Here is a 16995-nt window from a genome sequence, read left to right as displayed (position 1 = left end):
GCGCGAATGGATTTCTGCGACATATCCCGTTATCTCGGTACATGATCAACAGAACCGTAACAAGTGATGCAGGCGTGACGAATCACGCCCTACGGGGCTTGATCATGTGGTGTCATGATCTGCGACGGGTGAGCCGCAGGGGAAGGCGATGAGGGATATGCAGCCATTGCTACCGGGGGATCCTCAGCAGGTAGGCGACTACACGCTTCTCGGACGCCTGGGCGACGGCCCGCGCGGAACCGCCTACCTGGCCGAGCACACCCGTCCCGCGTCCGCCCCCCAATCGCCGGCATCGCCGGGCTCCTCCATATCCTCCGTTCCGGAGACCACGCCGGCGCCTTCGGGAACCGGCTCCGAGCCCTCCGCCGCCGAGCCATCCGAAACCGGTGCCAGGTCATCCGAGACGGCCGGAACCGTCGCCGAGCCGTCGTCCCCCCGGGCGAGCGGCGAGCCGGCCGCCGAAGGGTCCGGGGACGAGCCGCGGTTCGTCGTCAAGCTGCTCCCCCGCTGGCCCGAGGCCGACGACCAGGCGCGCTCGCGCGTCCTGGACGACCTCTCCGCCGCCCAGCGGGTCTCCAGCGCGTACGCGGTGCGCGCGATCGACGCCGGATGGGTGGACGACCGCGCCTACGTCGTCCGCGAGTACGTCGAGGGCCGTTCCCTGCGCCAGGCCGTCGAGGCCGGCGGACCCCTGACCGGCGACGCCCTGGAGCGGATCGCCGTCGGCACGCTGACCGCGCTCACCGCCGTCCACCTCGCCGGAATCGCCCACCGGGGCCTCACCGCCGACAACGTCTTCCTCGGCCCCGACGGGCCGCGCGTCGCCGACTTCGGGCTCGGCGAGACCGACTACCGCTCCCCCGAGCAGGTCCGCGGCGAGCCGGCGGGCCCGGCCGCCGACGTGTTCGCCTGGGCCCGCACCATGGCCTACGCCGCGACCGGCGGCGAGCCGTTCACCGGCGGGCCGCAGGCCATCGCCACCGCCTGGCCCGACCTCGGCGCCCTTCCCACGCCGCTGCGCGACGTCGCCGGCGCGTGCCTGGCCAAGACGCCCGCCCAGCGTCCCACCGCGCAGGGCGCGATGCTGTGGCTGCTCGGCGAGGAGAAGGCCGCGCCGCCCGCCCGCGCCATCCCCGCCGCCCCCGTGCCCGGGGCCGTCCTCCCGCCCGCCGCGGGCTCCGCCCCTGGGATGGTCATCTCCGGCGAGCTCGTGTCCGGCCCGGAGTCGTCCGGGGACACCGTGGCCGTCACCCCCGGCGGGTCCGGGGTCGTCATCCCCGGCCCGGCCGTGTCCGGCCCGGTCATCTCCGGCGACCCGCGGCCCGAGGCCGGGGTCGTCGAGCCCGGCTCCGTGGTGACCCCGCGTACGGCCGGCCAGGAGCCCGTGTGGGAGGTCCCGGCGCAGGCGCCGCCCACGCAGCAGGTGTGGAGCGCCCCCGCGCTGCCCACGGAGGAGAGCCCGGAGCACCCCGCGCGGCCGTCCGCGAACGGCGAGGGCGGGTCCGCCGCCGCGTCGCCGCGCAAGAAGGCCGGCGCGCACTTCCCCGTCGGGCTCGCGGCGGGCGTCGGCATCGTGGTCGGGCTCGCCGGGCTCGGCCTGTGGGGGGCGGGCAAGTACGCCTCCCCGCAGGAGATCGGGCGCGTCGCCGCGGAGGGCCAGGTGACCGGCGCGGCCGAGTCGGCCGGCACGCAGGCCCAGGGCTCGGACGTCGGCGGCACGACCGCGCCGCGCCCGCAGGTCACGGTGCCGTGGGCGACCTCGCCGGCCCCGCAGGACCAGGGCGTCTACCCGATGCGGATCACGACGGCCACGCCGTCGATCGGGATCCCGACGCCGTCCCAGTGGCCGCAGTTCACCCCGCCGCCGATCCCCACCCAGACGACCTCTCCGGCGCAGTCGCCGTCGCCGCAGCCCACGGTGACGGTCACGGCGACGCCCACGGTGAGCCCGTCCGCCGAGCCGACGCCGAGCCCCTCCGGGCCGTCCGAGACGCCCGTCCCCTCCGGGACGCCGAGCCCGTCGCCGACCGGATCCCCGACGGCATCCCCGACAGGGTCTCCCACGGGCTCTCCCACCGGGTCGCCGACCGGCAGCCCCGTACCCAGCACGACGGCGTCGCCCACGGCTTCTCCCACGCTGTCGCCGCGTCCGACCGCGTCCGGCCCGGCCACGCCCCGGCCGACGGCCACCAGGACCGTCACCCCCCGCCCGACCGTCACCAGGCCGCGCCCGACCGTCACCAAGCCCTTCGTGCCGGTCCCGGTCGCGACCGGCTCCGTCGCGCCGCGGCCCACCGGCGGCACGGTCGTCCCGCGCGCCACCCAGCCGACCCGCACGCAGGCGCCGGCCTCCAACCCGTACACGCCGGCGCAGGTCTGCGAGTCGGCGGGCCGGGGCACGGCCTACTACGTCCAGCGGTCGAGTGCCTTCAGCGGCGGCGTCACCTACCAGCTCTTCAGCAACCAGTCCGGGGCGAGCTGCGTGGTGACGATGAAGACCGACCACATCGGCGTGGCGTCTCCCGTGTCCGCGACCCTGGAGGTGCAGGGCAGCGCTCCCCTGACCGACGGCGGGTCCGAGAAGTACTACGCCGGTCCGGTGATCATGCAGTCGAAGGGCAAGTGCGTCCGCTTCCGCGGCACCACCGGCAGCGGTTCCACCAGCGCGCCCTTCGGCAACTGCCGGTGAACGTCCCACGGGGGTCGTGAAGCCGACTTCCGAAGCGAAGGAAGCCGGATGACGACGAGCGACGAGCGTTTCCCGCCCACGGAAGTGGACGCGCCTTAGAGTGGTCGGCGTGCGGGACTGGGAGCCGGCGGGGCCATTCGAGGAGGAGCTGGCCGCGGCTTTCGCGGAGGGCGACCTGGCCCGCTGCCTGGGCCTGCTGCGCCGCGCCGACCTCGCGCTGCCGATCGGGCCGGACGCCGCGGCGGGCCGCGCGCCGGTCGCGTGGCCGACCGCGTCCGACACCGAGCGCACCTGGATCGTCGCCTACACCTCCGCCGAGGCGATGCGCGCCCGCGTCGGCGGGCTCGCCGGGCACCACAGGATCGTCTCGCTGGCCGAGATGGCCGCCGGCTGGCCCGACCCGCGCTGGGGGCTGGCCGTCAACCCGGGCCTTCCGGTGAACTTCTTCCTGGAGCCGGGCACGGTCGCGCGGCTGGCGGTGCCCTCCCTGGCCGACGACCGCGCCGCCGAACCGGGGGCGGGGCCGCCGGTGGTGCAGAAGCTGCTGACTCCCGCCGACCTGTACGCGTACCTGGCCGAGGGGCGTACGCGGGTCTCCGGGTACTGCCACCACGCGCTCGACGTCGCGCACATCGCCACCCCGGTCGTCCTCGCCGACGCGGTGGGCCGCTCGGGGGACGAGGGCGTGGTCACCGACGCGGGGTCGGTCCACATCCTGCGGTGGCACGCGGTCGGGACGGCCCTGTACCGCACCCCGTACGGGGGCACGGACGAGGAGACGCGGGCGGCCGTGGCGGGGTGGGTGATCGAGGAACCGCCCTTCGCCGGGATGGGTCTGGCACCGAACGTCGACCAGGTGGTCCGCGAGTACAAGATCGACGGGGTGGGGCTGCCGCACGGGGCCGAGATCTGGGAGCTGACCGCCGCGGGCGTCGAGCACCGCCGCGCGCTGTTCGACGGCGACCTTGAGCGGTGGATGCTGGTCCGGGCCGCGGACCTGGCAGGACACGGCCCTGGCCCGGATCCGGCAGGACATGGCCCTGGCATGGACCCGGCAGGACACGGCCCTGGCATGGACCCGGCAGGACACCGGTCCGGCGAGCACCCGGTCGGGCGCGGTTTCGGCGAGCATCCGTACGGGCCGCGATGAGGTGGCATTCGTACCGGGCGCGGTGGCGCGGGGCGGAGTACGACGCGAGCCCCGACGTCCGGGCCGGGCGGCTGTGGATCCGGCTGCGCCGCGCGACGCCAGCGGAGGGCTTCGAGGAGGTCGCGCCGGGCCGCTACGTGCGGCCGGTGCCGGCGGAGGAGTGCGAGGCCGTCGTGTTCGTGACGACGGTCGGGACGTGGCGCGGGGTCCCCTGCCAGGTGCACGACGCGCGTGACGGGCACACCGGCGAGCGGCCCGGCGGGGACGCCGGCGAGCCCGCCGACGGGGATCTCGGCGGGCCTGTCAGCGAGCCTGCCGGCGGACATCTGGACAGGCATCTCGGCGGGCATCTCGGCGGGCACTGCGGCGAGTTGCTCGTCGAGTACACCGGGGGCCTGGCGCCGGTGGCGCGCGCGCTGGGGCTGCCGCGCGCCGAGCGCGGGGTCTACCGGGGCTGGGTGCGGCGGGACGAGGTGCTCGGCCTGCGCGAGCATGTCGTCCCGCTCGACATGTGATGAATACCGCCATATCGCCATATATCTGGCATATCGCCTATTGCGCTATTCGACGTTCACAATGCTTGCCGGATGATGTTCGTGAATGCCACAATTCCGCTCAGCGACTGTTTCCCGGAAGTTAGACCGCGATTACTGCGCCGCTCAGCGCTCTATCGGTCCGGACAGGTGCTCGGGGAGGTGTGAATGGAGTCCGCGGAAGGCGTGGACGACGCCGTCGGCGCGGAGATGCGCGCCTACGCCGACGAACTACGCGCCTCTTTCCTGCGCCTCCAGGAGGAGGCGCCCGCTCTGCACGAGAAGGCCCGGGCCGTCCAGGTCACCGAGAAGTCGGAGGACGGGCTGATCTCGGCGACGGTCGGCGCCCGCGGCGACCTCGTCCGGCTGGACATCGACCCCCGCGTGTACCGGCGGCCCGACTCGCGCCGGCTGGCCGACGCCATCACCGAGACCGTCCACCGGGCCGCCGACAAGGCACGGGCCAGGGTGGTCGAGGTGTTCGACCCGATCATCCCCGCCGACCAGATGCGGGCGCACCTCGACGGAGACCTCCAGCGCGTCCTGGACGACATGGCCGCGCGGATGCTCGGGAAGAAGTGACCGCCATGACCGACAACGTCCGTACCTCCCAGTACGCGGGCCAGGGGCCGCACGTGGACATCCACGCCCAGACCGCGCACCTCGGGCTGTCCCAGTGGGACACCGCGGCGACCGACGTGACGGGCCTCTGGAAGTCCGGCACCGAGCGGCTCCAGCGGCTGCTCGCGGCGGCCCCGTGGGGCCGGGACACCGCCGGGACCGCCTTCATTCAGGCGTACACGAAGGACGGCGGGACGGACGCCATGATCCGGGACGGGGACCGGATCATGAAGGACATCGACGCCCTGGGGGCGAACGTCCGCACGGCCGTCACGACCACCCGGCACACCGACCAGAGCCAGGCGGACTCCACCCGGAGCATCTGACCCCGGCGCCTCCGCCCCGGCCCGCCGGCACCCGGACGCGGAGATCGGAACGCACCACCGCCGGACCACCCGGGCGCCCGCCCGGGTAGGCGTCGACGAGCGGGACGGGGGGGCGTGGCCAGCGGCACGAACGTCGACCCCACGGTCAACGTCAACCCCAACACCCCGCCAGGCCAGAGCGGGATCATCGGCGGCGGGACCGCCACCAGCGACGTCACCCCCGCCTGGGGCGAGAGCCTGCCCGGATGGGTCGATTTGCTGATCTCGCTGATCGTCTCCGGCCAGAGCTGGCCCGAGGCGAGCGAGACCCTGCTGTGGGAGCTGGCCAAGGAGCACCAGGCGCTCGGGGCCGGGCTGTACGGGGCGGCCACGCCGGGCGTCAACGCGGCGCGGACGGTGCTGGCCGGGTGGGACGTGCCCGCGACCCCGCTCTACCTGGACCAGGCCGAGCGGCTCTTCACGTCCGAGACCGGGGTTCCCGGGCTGGGGATCAAGAACCTCACCAAGGCCATGCAGGCGGACAACTTCGCCCGCGAGACCCAGTACTCCAAGATCTCCATCAACGTGGCGTTCTGGGTCGCCGTCACGGCGGCGTTCATCGCGCTGGTCAGCGCGTTCTTCACCGCGGGCGCCACCACGTCCGCCGTCGGGCCCATCGCCGCGTCCGCCCGCGCGGCCATCGGGCGCATCCTGCAACGGCTCGCCGCGGTCGCCGGGCGGGACTTCGGCACGGCGGTGACCACCCGGCTGGCGAGCGCCACCGCCGCCAGGGCCGGGCAGGCGGGCCTCGTCCGCACGATCCTCGGCAGCCACCTGGGACGGGAGCTCTTCGAGGAGATCGGCGAAGAGGTCTTCATCGACGCCTACACCCAGAAGGAGCAGATGGACCGGGGGTCGCGGACCAGCTGGGACTGGCGCAGGACCTCGGCCTCGGCCGTCGGCGCGGGCGGCGGCGCGGTCATCGGGACCAAGATGGCAGGGCCGCTGAACCGGTACAGCGACCGGATCCCGCTGCTGCGCACGCTGAACCACGCGGGCGGGGACGCCCCGGGGGTGGCCGCCGCCTTCGCCCGCTTCCCCGGGCGGGCGGTGCAGACCGGGCTGAACAACATGGCCGCCTCGCCCGGAGGCAGCATCCTCGCCAACGGCCTGGTGTACGGGCAGTTCGCGCTGCCCGACGGCGAGTCGCTGCTCGGCGCGGCGATGGGCGGCGCGGGCCGGACCAACACGATCAGCCCGTTCAACCCCGCGGTCCCCGCCGCCGTCCTCAACCCCGGCGCGGCCCTCCACGACGCCACCGTCGCGAGCACCCTGGCGGACCTGTCCCACCTCGCCAACACGACGCCACCCGGCACCAGCCCGGACGACCCCGCCGGAGACACGACCCCCCGCCCCGGCGACCCGAAGCCCCCCGTCACTCACACCGCCGCCGTCCAAGACCCCCCGGCCGCGACCCCGCCGCAGGGCACGTCCACCCAGCCAGGCATCCCCCACACCACGCAGAATGGCGAAGCCCCCCAAACGGCGACACCACCGAGCACCGGGCCCACCGTCCCCCAGAACAGCCCGAACCCGCAGACGGTGACGCCTCACGGCGCGGGAGGCACCACCTCCCAGTACGGCACGAACACCCAGACGGCGATGCCCCATGACGCCGGCGGCCCCGCCGCGCAGCACGGCACGGCCGTCCAGACGGGGGCGCCCCACGGCACGGGCGACACCAGCTCACAGCACGGCACCGATGCTCGTACAGCCCAGTCGGCGCCGCAGGCCGTACCACCGAGCACACCCCAGGCCGGTGCGCCCTCGGCCAATCCGTCGCACGTCGTGGGCGGCCAAGACGCCGCCGGGCAGGACACCGGCGCGCCGTCCGCGAACAACCAGCCCGCCCGCCCGGCCTACGCCCAGACACCTTCCGCGCAGGCCCAGGCGTACTCGGGATTACCTACGGACGGCACCTCCGGCCCGGTCACCCCCGCACCGCAGCACCCCGCGCCCTCCCCCCAGCCGTCCACACCGCCGCCCGCGACGGTCTCGCCGACGACGACCACCGCGCCACAGCAAACATCCCCACAGACCACGGCTCCGGCCACCTCACAGGCGCCGCAGAACCTCCAAGCGCCCGGTGCCCTCCACCAGCAGCCGGTGCCGGGCTCCATCATGGCGGCGCTCAACGGCGACCCGGCGCCCGCCGCGACCACCCGCCCTCCCGCCGGCACCACCCCGGCCGCGTCCGGCGATCCCGGCAAGGGGCGCGCTTCGGACCGGCCCGGTCTCCGGGGCGACGGCCCGCCTCAGCCGCGGGGGCGGCGGCCGAACGTCGGGCGGCGGCACGCGCGGGCCGGGACGGTGACGGCAGAGGAACTCGCCGACTCCGAGTTCCGGCCTGACGGGCGTCCGGCGGGGATGCCGAAGCTGGACGTGCGCGAGGTGCCCGCCGCCATCGCCGACCTGCGGGCCACCGACTTCGCGCACGGCACGGCCGTACGGCGGCTGGGCGCGCTGCCGGACGGCTCCGGGTACTGGGTGGAGACGGCGGACCGCCACGTGTACCACTTCGCCGTCGAGGTGGGCCGGGTGCCGCGCCCGCTCGGCGCGCTGAGCGGCCCGCGCCGGGTCGCCCGTACGAAGGTCAGGAGCGGGAACGCGGACGACCCGATGAGGGTGCGCATCGCCCCCGGCGTCCACCCCGACCAGCTCGCCCGCGTGCTCCTGCACGAGACCGGCGACGCGCTACGCCGGCGCGCGGCCATCGACGCCCGCAGCGCGCAGGGCATCATCCGAGGACACCTCCCCGCCACGGGCGCACCCCTGCCGGCCACGGGTGGCCACCGGACCACCCCGGGCGGGCGTCGTGTCGAGGGCCGGGACGAGTGTGTGACCTCGCGCAGGAATGAGATCACCCATCTCATCCGCAAATGGAATGCCGCGCAGACCCCCGAGGGACGGCGCTACTACCGGCACGAGGCCGAGGCCACCGCGCGTGACATCGAGCGGCGCGGGCACGTGCCGCCGTCCCTGCCGTGGCTGACGACGGCGCCCGCCTCCCCCGAGCTGGCCCGCACGCGCGACCTCACCAGGTCGATGGCGGACGCCGCGGACGCGCTGACCGTCCGCTCGGCCGCGAAGCTGGAGGCGGCGATCAAGGCGGCGGAGGCGGCCGGCAAGGCGGGCGAAGCGGCGGAGAAGGCGGGCAAGGCCGAGGACCTGGCCGCGCCGGAACGCCGGCGCAGGGCCCTCGCCGACGCGGACGTCGCGGCGGACGACGAGAGCAAGAACCTGCGGGTCGCCGAGGCGTACCAGAACGCGGCGGACGCGGCCCGTCAGGCTCGGCTCGCCCACGAGGTCCTCTCGCTCGCCATGGAGGAGATGGAGGCGGCCCAGGACCCCCGCGAGATCGCCCGGCTGCGCCAGGAGGTCGAGCGGTACTCGGACCTGGCGACGACGGCGCGCGAGGCGTACGACGCGGCGCTGGAGGCCGCGCTGCCGTCCGTGACCGCCCTGGCCGCAGGCCATCCCTTCGGCACGCTGCCACACCTCGCGGCGCTGACCCGCACGCTCAACGACATGCTCCGGCGGGCCGGCATCGACCACACGTTCACCGCCTCCGCGCTGGAGAGCCACCTGTTCGCGGAGTTCGCCCAGGTGGCCTCCGAAGAGGGCCACACCGTGCGCGTGGGCCGGGACCACCCCGGCGAGGTGCGCCTCAAGCTGCACCTGAGCGAGCTGCTGGAGATCTTCGATCCGGGCGCGCGTCCCGGTGAGTTCATCCGCGGCAGGCTCCCGCAGGGCGGCGCGTCGTTCGCGCACAAGGCGGGCCACCGGTTCGGGCAGACGTACGAGCCGAACTACATGCGCCTGATCAAGATGGCCGTGGCCATGCTGCCCGACAACGCGACGGGAACGGCGATCAAGCTGGCCACCGCCCACGCCGTCGCGGGGGTCGCGCACAAGCTCGGCCGGGACGAGTCGACGAGCGCCTCTTCGTACCAGCGCGCGCTCGGCGGAGGCGTCGACGACAACCGCGGTGACTCGTCGGTGTTCGAGGCCGTGGCGGAATGGGAGGCGGAGGTCCGCACCGCGGACGGGAGGACCAGGCTTACCGAGCGGGTCACCGGCGCCGCGGACGACCAGGCGCGGCTGCGGCTGGCGCTGTCGCACTCCTACGCGGTGCGCGGGCCCGAGGACGTCGTCCGGCTGCCCTCCTCGATCGCGCCCCGCACGGAGTTCCCCCGGCACGTCGTGCTCACCACCGACGGCCTGAACGATCTGGTGGAACGGACCGCCGGCGCCCTGGGCGGCCGCGCGCCGGTCGGCAGCGTGGCGCGGGACGAGGTCCGCCAGGTGCTGACCCAGGTGTTCCCCGCCAGGCTCGGAGAGGCGACCGGCCCCGACGGGCTGCCGTGGCGGGTCGTCACCGACGGGGTGAAGCCCGTGGCCGAGGTCCAGGTGGTCGCCCGGCTCAGGACGCGGACCGGCGCGAACGGCGCGCCGGAGCCCGCCGTGACCCCGTTCGGCGTCGCCAGCGGGACGCACTTCCAGGAGCTGCTGCGCATCGAGGCCAACGGGGTGTCGGTCACGCAGTCGTCCGGACGCTCGCACGGCACGACCGCGACCGTCGGGGCCAAGGCCCTGCCCACCGAGGACCTGCCCGGCCTGGACGACGGCCTGACCCCGAAGATCACTCACAGCTACGGGCGGTCCCGGTCGTACGGGGAGTCGGCCTCGGCCACCACGGCGACGTACAACGTGAGCGTGCAGCGGGCGAAGTACGGCGAGGCGTACGTCGCCGAGTTCGAGGTGGAGGTCCGGGTCCGCCCGGTCACGCTGGGACGCGCGGGCGCGCCGGTCGCCGTCCCCGGCGAGATGACCGCCCTGCTCAGGACGCCGGTGTGGCACGCGTACCGGTCCGGGTGGCCGGTGGACGCGCGCGCGGTCGTCCGCGCCGCGTCCGGCGCGCCGGAGCTGAACGCCGACGGCAGCCACGTCCTTCGCGACCAGGTCGTGCCCGGCGCCCCGCCCGAGCGGCTGGCGATGCCGCCGGTGTGGGCCGGCGAGGGCCCCGGGCGGCTGCGGGGAGCCGGGCCCGCGCTGGTCCAGGACCTGCGCGGCGTCCCCGAGCTGAGGCGGGCGCTGGAGGAGCGGTTGCGCGAGATGGGCGAGGACCACCTGCCGCCGCTGAACGCCGCGGGCGATCCGGTGTGGTCGCTCGACCCCGTCAGGCACGCCGCCCAGGAGCTCAACCTCAAGATGATCAAGGAGCAGCTCACCGCCGAACGCCTGGAGTCCGGGTACAACACCGCCGTGCAGAACGGCGTCGTGCTACCGCTCGTGCGCGCGGGGCTCAACCGGTCGGTGGAGTACCTCACGCTGCTGGTGAAGCTGGACCAGCACCTGGGCCGCACGGAATTCCTCGGCGTCGCGCCCATGGACGCGGTGGTGAACCTCCAGATCGGCTCCGACACCGCCGGGACGACCAGCGGCGAGACCGCGTCCCGGGCCAGGGACGTGGTCAGGGTGTCGGTGGAGGCGGACGTCCACGGGCAGGGTGACATGGTGACCGGCGGCGGCGCCGGGGTGAACACCGGCCGCGACGCCGCCGCCGCGGGCAAGGCCGGGAACACCACCAACAACGTCAAGCTCGGCGAGGGGGCGAACGCGCCCGCCGCCGAGGACGTCCCGCACACGGGCCAGGTCTTCATGATCCGCCCGGACGGCCGACTGGATCCCTTCGTCGAGGGCGTCGAGATGTGGGCGCGCCTGGAGTGGCCGGTCGACCTGCTGCCCCCGGCGGACCCGGCGCTGGGCATGACGTACGACCCGTCGGCCGCGCGGCCGACGTCCCTGGAGGAGGTGCGCCGGGGCGGCCTGCTGCACCTGGACACCGGGCCGATGCTGCGCGCCGTGCTGCCGCACCTGCCGCTCTCGATGCGGCCGGGCACCGACGCGTTCCTCCACCTGGCCGCCCTGCTCAGCACCGAGAACCTGCTCGCGCACAGTGAGCTGCTGTTCTCCGAGTACGGCGTCCAGCTGCCCGTGCACCCGCAGGGGCCGGGCGCGCTGCACTCGCCGGTGACGATCCGCGCCGTCGTCGGACCCTCCACGCTCGTCGGCCGGCCCGAGCTGGTGAGCGGCGACATCCTGTTCGGGATGGGCAGTTACGGCACGGCGTCCGGCACCACCCGCGGGTTCGGCGCCGGCGCCTCGGCCGGGGCGGGGACGCACCAGGAGAGCGCGCCGAAACCGTCCGCCACCCCGGGCGTCGCCGGGTCCAGGGCCGTGAACCACTCGAACACCAAGATGTCGATCTGGGGCGTGGAGACGCTGGCCATCGACCTCGGCACCGACCTGGCGCACGCCGCGCCCGTCCGCTTCGTGATCACCTTCCAGGAGGCCGGCGAGCAGGTGCGGGTGGACGTCGACGGCGCGATCCTGTACCGGCAGGCCGAGCGCCGCGCCCTCAGGCTGTACGCCGACGGCGTGGGGGGGTTGCCGCTGACGGACGTGGCCGACGCGATGGAGCGGTTCCTCAACGGCGACCTGGCGCTCGACCGGCGCACGGCGATCCCGCTGGTCCGCCGCTACCTGGCCGACCTGCACCAGGCCCAGCGGTCCGGCGGCGTCCCCGAGCTGTCGAAGAGGCACGGCCGCCGGGAGCTGCTGCGCGCGCTCGGCCCGCTGCTCGGCGACCCGGCCGTGGCCGCGCACACCGGCTCGGGGTCGCGCCACCGGCTGGCCAAGGCGCTGAGCGGCGCGCGGAGCCTGGCGGCCCTGGAGCCGGAGGTGTCGCTGCCCGGCCACTACTTGCGAGGCCAGGGCCAGAGCGCGTTCGAGCACGTCACGCTCACCATGAACGGACGGCGGGTGGAGCTGCTGGACGAGATGCTGCGCTCCGCCGAATCGCGGGCGCCGGGGATCATGAGCCGCGACCCGGTGCTGCGCTCCAGCCTCTCGGCGATCTTCGCGGCGGACCGCTGGCTGGCCAACGCCCCCAACCTCTACGGGCGCCGGGGGCTCGTGCTGTCCTTCCCCGTGCGCGTCGGCCCGGAGCTCACGCAGCAGCTCACCGTGCGGATGAAGTGGGAGTTCACCGGCCCTCCCCGGTGGACCGGCCACACGCCGTACAAGGACGTGATCACCCAGATCTACGACTACGAGCAGGAGGAGCAGTCTGCCTCCCCCAGCGCGACGGCCGCGGTCTCCGTCGGGGGCGAGGCCTCGGGCGGGCCGGACCTCGGGGCGCTCAACGGCGGGGTCGGGACCGACCGCGCGCAGGAGCACGGGGTGTCGGAGAGCGACCAGCTGACCGACCTGTCCCGTATGGCGACCTTCTCCGGCGGGCACACGGTCCGCATGCCGTTCCGGCTGACCGTCGACCTGGAGTGGTCGGACGCCTTCGGCGGTCTGGTCGAGGGGGCCGTGAACCACCTGCCCGGCCTGGTACCGGCCGGGCACGCCCCCACGCTGGTGTTCGAGGGCGAGGCCGAGCGGCTGGTGTCGACCGGCATGGTCGGGCCGGCGGGCATGGTCGGGCCGGCGGGCATGGCCCCGGCGACGCCCGCCGTACCGGACCCGCGGGTGCTCACCCTGCCCACCGACTATGTCGTGGAGGTCCTGGACACCGGCGACCTGCTGGAACGGGTGCGGGGGGCGCTCGCCGACGACGTGCTGCTCGGCGAGAACGGCATGCGCGCCCGGGATGTCGCCCTTGAGCAGCAGCTCGCGCCCATGAGCCTGATGTCCAAGTTCAAGCGCCTCGCGACCGCCACCGGGGACGAGGCCGCACGGCTGACCGTACCGGGACATCCGGGGCAGGAGGTGCGCGTCCGCCTGCGGGCCCGGCCGACGCAGGCCGAGGTCGTCGTCTCCGGGCGGGAGGACGTGGAGTTCGGCGGGGCCAAGCGGCATCAGGAGATGCGGTCGCGGTCCAACGGCGTCGGCCGCGTGCTGCCGGTCGGATGGGACGCCGGGCCCGACTTCAACGCCGCCGGCGAAGGGGCCGTCAACACCGACTACGCCTACGGCGTGCAGGCCTCGGACACGATCAGCACGGGCGACGGCGTCCGTATGGAGGAGACCAAGACGTTCATCGGCGACGGCGCGACCGTGACGACGCGCGTGGACTGGGACGCCACGATCGAACTGGTCACCCACGACGACAACGGCAGGGAACGGACGACCAAGGCCGTCACCCTCACCCAAGCCGCGGTCGGCACAGCCGACCTCAGCATGCCGCAAGGCGACGCGTCCACCATGCTCGGGACCACACCCGGCACGTCCGCGACTCCTGCCGGGCGCGCAGCCGCCTCCTCCGAGCCCGGCGGCCTGATGACGCCGGACGGCGGCGGGGAGCGCCGCGGATGGCGCAGGCTGTGGCCGTTCGGGTCCGGCGGCCCTTCCCCGGCGTACACGACGACGCTGGACGATCTGCTCGCCGCCGCCGCACGCCTTCCCGAGTTCGACCCGGCCGACCCCTACCCGGCGATGGCCAAGGTGGTACGCGAGCGGGCGCCGGGCGAACGCCACCCGCTCCTGCTCAACGCCACCGCCCCCGCCACGCCGAACATGTCCGCCGCCACCACGTCCAATACGCCGGCCACGAACTCCAATGCGCCGGGCACGTCCGCCGCCACCACCACGCCGAACACGGCCTCCACTGCGCCGGGCGTTCCGGCTATGGCCGCCGCCGCGCTGATGGCGCGTGAGCTCGGCGCGGACGTGTTCCTTGAGGTACGCGACGCGGGCTTCCCCACCCACCGCTACGTCGCCTCACCCGACGGCGTCCTGCGCAGCAACGACGACGGCGACTTCACGGCCGCGTTCAACACCCTGCCCCACCGTCTGCTCCCCTTGGCGGCCCGGCACCAGGTCGACCTGCGCCGGCTGTTCGCGGGAATGCCGGCCGGCGCTGACCTCACCACAGCGCTCCAGTCCGTCCTGCGCGGCCTCGGCGTGCCGGACCCGCAGCCCGGCGCCCAGTGGCCGACGACCCACGACGTCGGCCGCCACAACCCCATGTCCGGTCCCGGCGTCACATATCAGGGCGGCACAGGCGGCCCGTGAGCCCACAGGCGCGGCGCAGCGGTGGCCCGAGGCTCGGCCCGGACGAGTGGAGCGCCGGTAGGTGCGGCGACCGGCTTCGATGGGCGCGGCCGAGGGATCGGCGCGTGCGGCGGACGGGGCTCGGTGGAAGATCGGGAGTGGAGGAGCGTCATGGCATTCTCGGTGGCGAGGACCAGAGACGAGGCGCATCTGTACCTCGACCTCAACCCCTGCGAAGACTGCGGGTCGGTGGAAACGGCGTGGGAGTCCACGCTGGCCGAGTTCGGCGGCGAGCTCGCGGCCAGCTACGCCGGGGTGTGCGAGGGCTGCGGCGCGCGCCGGGAGTTCCTGTTCGGCGTGCCCGAACGCGACACCGCGCCGATCACGTTCCCTTCCTTCGGCGGCCCCGAGCCGTCGCAGTTGCTGGACGCCGGCGAATGGCTGTGGGTCGCCGACCTGACCGCGGGCGACGTCCCCGCGGACGACCCCGCGGCGGCCCGGCGCGCCCTCGCCATCGCGATGGCGGCCGTGGAGGAGGTGGTGAAGTTCATCCCACCCGGAGAGCCAGAGGTCCCCGAACACGCCTTCTGGTCCGAACGCGGCTTCCTCATGCGCGCCACCGACCCGGGCCGCTTCGAGCTGGAACGCCTCCTGGTGATCCGCGACACCTACCGCGACCTCCTCGCGACGCGCTGAACCGCATACGTTCACCGGCTCACCGGCCGTGGAGGAGGTGGTGAAGCTCCTCCGATCGCCGGGTTTCCTCCTCTCGCGCTACGGTCCTCTCGTTCGGCGCCGAGGCGGCGGGAAGCGGTACGGCGAAACCGGCGCCACCGTACGGTGGGTCACCCGGTGAACGTTGCGGAATGGCGGACTAAGGTGAACGGTGCCCGCCAAGCCGGATACGGCAGGACACGCCATGGCTCGGCAGGACACGCCATGGCTCGGCACACTCGGTGACCATCGTGTCGCCGGAGGAGGGGGTCGGCGTCGATGCTGCGCGCGAGAACGCTCGTGGAGGCGTACCTCTACATCGATCTCACGTTGGCCGGGGGCGACGACGAGGACGACGGGTTCGGCGCCGCCGACGAGCCCGGGCTGTCGGCCCGCCCGTGGACGACGCTGACCGAGGGTGCCGACGCCTGGACGCTGCGGTTCGACGGGCCCGCCACCGGCCCGCGCCACCTCATCGACGTGGTCGTCCCCTACGAGACGGAGGCGGAGGCACGCCGCGACCGTCTGCGCTTCGGCTCAGGGGTGTCCGAGCTGGTCGACGCGGGCCAGTGGCGGATGGTCTCCGACGAGTACGCCCAGCGCGCCTTGAGCGCCGACCTGTCCTTCGCCGACACTCCGGAGGACGACGAGCGCTACCGCGAGGTGGTCCTGAACTGGGAGTTCGCGCGCGACGCCCTCGCCGAGGCGGCGAAGTTCCTCCCGGGCGGCGCGGACGAGGTCCCGGCCACCGCCTTCTGGACCGACATGGGCACGGCGGTCCACGAGGAAGATCCCGGACGTTTCACCCGGTCCCGGCTGGAGGACGACATCGCCTTCTACGAGGAGAACCTCCAGCACTTCACCGACATGTACGGCGACCGCTGACGCGCCCGCTCTGTCGGCGCGACCGCCGTACGGGGCGGATATGGTCGAAGGAGCCGCGGCGCGCACGCGGGCGTGCGGACGTGACCGGACGCGGGGCGCCTCCAGCGAGCCGGGCAGTGCCGGGCGGTGCCGGACAATGACGGGCAATGCGGGCGATACGGACAGCGATCAGGGGGCGGCCGTGGCGGGGACCGAGGTGCCGATCCTGCACGCGCGGACACTGGCCGAGGCGTACCTGTTCCTCAACCTCGTCATCGCCTCCGACGACCTCACCTCCCTGGACGAAACCGAAGAGCCCGCCGGCACCGAGCCCACCAGGGAGCCCGCCGAACCCGGAGGCACCGGCGAGCCGGACGAGGTGGAACACGCGGAGCCGCGTGCGCGTGGCCGGGTGATCGACTACGAGCGGTGGACGACCCTGACCGAGGGGCGGACGGCCTGGACGTTGCTGTTCGACGGCCCCGACACCGGCCCCCGCCACCGGATCATCATCGTGATCCCGTACGAGACCGAGTTCGCCGCCCGCCACGGCCGGCCGCGCTTCGGCCCGGGCCGCTCGGACATCATCGACCCCGGGCAGTGGCAGCTCGCGGGCGCGGGCTACGCCCACCGCGCGCTGCGCGAGGCCGCCCTGTACGCCGAGAACCCCACCGACCACGACCGCTTCCAGGAAGTCGTCGCCAACTGGGCCTACGCCCGGGACGCGGTCGCCGAGGCGGCCAAATTCCTCCCCGACGGCGCGGACGAGATCCCCGAAGAGGCGTTCTGGACCGAAGAGGGCGCCACCACCCGCCGCGACGAGCCAGAACGCTTCACCCGCGACGGCCTCCAGAGCGACCTCGCCCTGTACCAGCACCACCTCGACCGCTTCGTCGAAGTCCACGGCCCGCCCCCATGACGGCTCGGCTCCCCCGCCGCGCCGGCGCCGGATCCGGGCCGAGAACGAGTCCGGGACCGAGCCCCATGCCACGCTGACGGTGACACACGCCGTAGCCGGGAGACCGCCGGGAAAGCCCCGCCCGGCAGGGACGTGAC

The 16995-nt window shown here is 74.3% G+C and carries 9 protein-coding genes; all 9 read left to right on the top strand.

What is annotated here, in order from left to right; all coding sequences use genetic code 11:
* Positions 1-157: 157 nt before the first annotated feature.
* On the top strand, positions 158-2689 hold the full coding sequence (locus DQ384_RS03925) for a serine/threonine protein kinase (protein WP_181871009.1): 2532 nt from the start codon (positions 158-160) through the stop codon (positions 2687-2689).
* Between the two features lie 109 nt (positions 2690-2798).
* Entirely contained in the window at positions 2799-3839 is a 1041-nt protein-coding gene (locus DQ384_RS03920; protein WP_114027496.1) for an SseB family protein, read from the top strand.
* Positions 3836-4354 carry a hypothetical protein gene (locus DQ384_RS40945; protein ID WP_181871008.1) on the top strand — a complete coding sequence of 173 codons (519 nt, stop codon included), beginning with the start codon at positions 3836-3838 and terminating at the stop codon, positions 4352-4354. Before DQ384_RS03920 ends, DQ384_RS40945 begins: the two co-directional genes overlap by 4 nt.
* Positions 4355-4540: 186 nt before the next feature.
* Complete coding sequence (locus tag DQ384_RS03910; protein WP_114027282.1) at positions 4541-4954, top strand: YbaB/EbfC family nucleoid-associated protein; 414 nt, start codon at positions 4541-4543, stop codon at positions 4952-4954.
* A gap of 5 nt (positions 4955-4959) precedes the next feature.
* A complete protein-coding gene (locus DQ384_RS03905; RefSeq protein ID WP_147268625.1) occupies positions 4960-5319 on the top strand; it encodes a hypothetical protein in 360 nt (119 codons plus the stop codon).
* Between the two features lie 114 nt (positions 5320-5433).
* The gene (locus DQ384_RS03900; RefSeq protein ID WP_114027280.1) at positions 5434-14382 is read left to right on the top strand and encodes a WXG100-like domain-containing protein; all 8949 of its coding nucleotides are present in this window, start codon (positions 5434-5436) and stop codon (positions 14380-14382) included.
* Between the two features lie 150 nt (positions 14383-14532).
* Positions 14533-15057 carry a hypothetical protein gene (locus tag DQ384_RS03895; protein ID WP_114027279.1) on the top strand — a complete coding sequence of 175 codons (525 nt, stop codon included), beginning with the start codon at positions 14533-14535 and terminating at the stop codon, positions 15055-15057.
* 297 nt (positions 15058-15354) lie between these two features.
* Positions 15355-15960 carry a hypothetical protein gene (locus DQ384_RS03890; protein ID WP_114027278.1) on the top strand — a complete coding sequence of 202 codons (606 nt, stop codon included), beginning with the start codon at positions 15355-15357 and terminating at the stop codon, positions 15958-15960.
* 136 nt (positions 15961-16096) lie between these two features.
* Positions 16097-16858, top strand: coding sequence for a hypothetical protein (locus tag DQ384_RS03885; RefSeq protein WP_147268624.1), 762 nt, complete (start codon positions 16097-16099; stop codon positions 16856-16858).
* The last annotated feature ends 137 nt before the right edge of the window (positions 16859-16995 follow it).

The organism is Sphaerisporangium album, from assembly GCF_003323745.1.
Lineage (GTDB): Bacteria > Actinomycetota > Actinomycetes > Streptosporangiales > Streptosporangiaceae > Sphaerisporangium > Sphaerisporangium album.
The sequence above is the reverse complement of the archived record's forward strand: the minus strand, read 5'-3'. Positions and strand labels throughout refer to the sequence as shown.

Coding starts and splice junctions, on each gene's coding strand:
- DQ384_RS03910 (WP_114027282.1), top strand. CDS start 4,541: ATGGAGTCCGCGGAAGGCGTGGACGACGCCGTCGGCGCGGAGATGCGC.
- DQ384_RS03925 (WP_181871009.1), top strand. CDS start 158: ATGCAGCCATTGCTACCGGGGGATCCTCAGCAGGTAGGCGACTACACG.
- DQ384_RS03895 (WP_114027279.1), top strand. CDS start 14,533: ATGGCATTCTCGGTGGCGAGGACCAGAGACGAGGCGCATCTGTACCTC.
- DQ384_RS03905 (WP_147268625.1), top strand. CDS start 4,960: ATGACCGACAACGTCCGTACCTCCCAGTACGCGGGCCAGGGGCCGCAC.
- DQ384_RS40945 (WP_181871008.1), top strand. CDS start 3,836: ATGAGGTGGCATTCGTACCGGGCGCGGTGGCGCGGGGCGGAGTACGAC.
- DQ384_RS03890 (WP_114027278.1), top strand. CDS start 15,355: ATGCTGCGCGCGAGAACGCTCGTGGAGGCGTACCTCTACATCGATCTC.
- DQ384_RS03885 (WP_147268624.1), top strand. CDS start 16,097: ATGACGGGCAATGCGGGCGATACGGACAGCGATCAGGGGGCGGCCGTG.